Annotated in this window: 2 protein-coding genes; both read right to left on the bottom strand. The window is 70.4% G+C overall.

Annotation, left to right across the window (positions count from 1 at the left end; all coding sequences use genetic code 11):
* Window positions 1-480 precede the first annotated feature (480 nt).
* Window positions 481-1,245 (bottom strand): alpha/beta hydrolase, encoded by a 765-nt coding sequence (locus tag ACFYZF_RS30610; RefSeq protein WP_387026660.1) that lies wholly within the window; start codon window positions 1,243-1,245, stop codon window positions 481-483.
* A gap of 201 nt (window positions 1,246-1,446) precedes the next feature.
* Entirely contained in the window at window positions 1,447-2,265 is an 819-nt protein-coding gene (locus ACFYZF_RS30605) for an LLM class flavin-dependent oxidoreductase (protein ID WP_387026658.1), read from the bottom strand.
* Window positions 2,266-2,625: the final 360 nt, after the last annotated feature.

Genomic DNA, 2,625 nt, shown 5'->3' with positions numbered 1-2,625 from the left:
CCAGGCCGTGGCCCTCCGCGCTGACCGCGTACTCGACAAGCTCGCGCGGGCCGAACTGCTCAGCCGACGCCTTGTAACCGATCTTCAGTGTCATGTTTCCATCCAAAGACCGCATTGGGGGAGATCCATATCTCCCGGCCTGACGGTTGGCGGTGTCGACACATCCTAGCAGCGGGTTCGGCCTGGGCGTCGGCGGCGGTGCCACGGCTGGCGGGTTCGGCCTGGGCGTCGGCGACGGCGCCGCGGCTGCCGGTGTAGCTGATCTGGCGCAGGCCGGACAGGCCGGCGACGGCCCGCAGGACGACGCCCGGTGGAGGGGGGCAGCGGCGCGGTGATCGACAGGTCCGCCTGACCGGGCCTACTCCTCGCGAGCGAACCGTGCGGCGGGGACGGCGGCCGACCGGTAAGCCATGACGCTGCCTGACCCGGGCCGCGGTAGTGGCCGCCCGATGGGCAGACCGGACGCCGCTGCCACTCACCTCAGGCCGGTGAGGTGAGCACCCGGCCAAGATGCCGGGCGAAGAACCGGGCCGCGCTGTCGACCTCGAACCTGGGCATTTCATGGTGCTTGCCCGCGTTGGCGTGCAACGTCTTCTCCGTCGAGGCGAAGGCGTCGAACAGCGCTAGGGCAGCCTCGCGCGGGATGTCCTCGTCGTCCCACTGCATGTCGAACTCGATCGGGACGGTGATCTGCTTCGCCTTCTCCGCCAGGTCATCGGGCCAGTGCAGGCCGAAGACCGCGGCCGTGATCCTGGGCTCGACCGCCACCAGCGGCACCCCGATCGCGGTGCCCAGGTTGATGCCGAAGTAGCCCACCGGCCCGTCCGCGCCGATCTCCGCAAGCTCCTGAAGCGCGTCCAGGGTCGCCCGCCACTCCGGCACGGCCAGCTCCGCCAGATGCCCGCTGTAGCGCCGGGCACCCGGACCTTCCGGCTCACCGGCCGCCCTCGCCGCCGCCAACGCGGCGACCTCCTGCTCGTCGTGCGCCGTGCGCGGCCGGTCGCCGTGACCGGGTGCGTCGATGACGGCGACGTGAAAGCCGCAACCAGCCACGAAGCTCTGCGCCCGGCCCGCCATCGCCGGATGCCTCTTGTGGTTCCCCCCACCGTGGCCCATCAGCACCAGCGGTGCCCTTTCGGCGCCGGAGGCCGGCGACCAGAGAACGCCCGGCACCTGGCCCACGACGAAGTCGCGCTCCACCACGCCCTTCGACGACGACTCGGCGGTGAACTGCAGAGAGTGCATAGGTGTTGCCTTTCGAGAGATCAGCGCCCTGTCACCGGCGCGGGCCACGGCGCCGGCGTCCTCGCGGACCTGATCCCGACCGATGTCGTTCGTCCGCAACCCGCCCGGTGTCCACCACGCTCCCGCCGAAGGCCCTCCGGCGAGGACTGCCGCGCCGGCGTCCTCGCGGCGGTTCGGCGAGAGCCCTGGTAGTCCGCGTGACTAGGTGAGAAGCTCGACCACCGGGGCGAACTTCTCCATGAACACAGCGTTCACGGTGAAGGAGGAGAAGCCGAGGGTCTCGCGGCGGCGCCGCAGCTCGTCGGCCATGTCCTGCGGGCTCCCGCGCAGGATGTTCAGCGAGTCGTGCTCGATGAGCGTTTTCATGTCGGTCCGCAGGAGACGCGGAACCCAAGGCGGTGCCTCGTCGCCGATGACGTAGATCGGGGAGACGAACTCGAGCTCCTCGGCACGGTCCCCGGCCTGCTTGCGCACCTCCTCGACCCGCTCGGCCATCTCTTCCCGGGTGGTGAACGGGCTCGCGGCGAGCGTGACCAGGTCGGCCTTGGCGGCGGCCAGGGCACGGGCCTTGGGACCGCCGGCGGCGATGAGCACCGGGGTGTGCGCGTCTCCGTCGAGGGCGCGCAGTTCGTCGATCGTCTTCTCCACCTGCGCCAGGCGTTCCTTGGCCGGCGGCGCCTGGAGGCCGAGCAGCTTATTCGCGTCCTCGAGGACGAAAGGCCGGCCCGTCCCGATGCCGAGGTCGAATCGCCCGCCGCTCAGCGCCGACAGCGTGTGGGACTCCCATGCCGCCATGCGCGGCAAGCGCAGCGGGCCGGCGAGCACCCACGTTCCCACCCGCAGCGTCGTGGTCGCCCCGGCCGCGAGGGCGAGGGCGGGGAACGGCGCCGGCGCAGTCAGGACGTCGGCCATGAGCAGGGTGGTGAACCCGAGGTCTTCGGCCTGCCTGGCCACGCCTAGCCACTGCTTCGCGTCCTTTGGCTCCGAAATCACGGAGAACTTGAACGGCTGGTCGGTCATGGGCGAAACCCTGTCCTTTCGTAGAGCGGGCCCCATCGGGCACCGGGACCGCCCCCCGATCGCGGGCGGGGCAGACACCGGATCCGGAGCTCGGATCAGCTCCGGTGCGTACGCGTGGGGAGAACCCGCGAAACCCTCTCGGCCCGCATTCAGCAGGTTAAAAGCGGCTGTGCCGGTCCGACATCCCTCAGCTTGGTAGACGCCTAGACGCCACCGCTGGACCCGACACCGCCGGGCCGAGCAGGCATCCCGTCGGTACCGCATAAGTGAGCCCTTTTCATCGTGGGTTTCGGCTGGTGTGGATGTGATGTAGGACGAGGATGGCCTGGACGATCGCGGTGGCGCGTCGAGGGCAGCAGC

The organism is Micromonospora sp. NPDC001898 (assembly GCF_042891255.1).
Lineage (GTDB): Bacteria > Actinomycetota > Actinomycetes > Mycobacteriales > Micromonosporaceae > Micromonospora.
Note: the sequence above shows the minus strand (reverse complement) of the source record. Positions and strands in the feature narration are given on the sequence as shown.

Excerpts from the sequence above, each read along its gene's own strand:
- ACFYZF_RS30610 (WP_387026660.1), bottom strand. The coding sequence starts at position 1,245 with ATGCACTCTCTGCAGTTCACCGCCGAGTCGTCGTCGAAGGGCGTGGTG.
- ACFYZF_RS30605 (WP_387026658.1), bottom strand. The coding sequence starts at position 2,265 with ATGACCGACCAGCCGTTCAAGTTCTCCGTGATTTCGGAGCCAAAGGAC.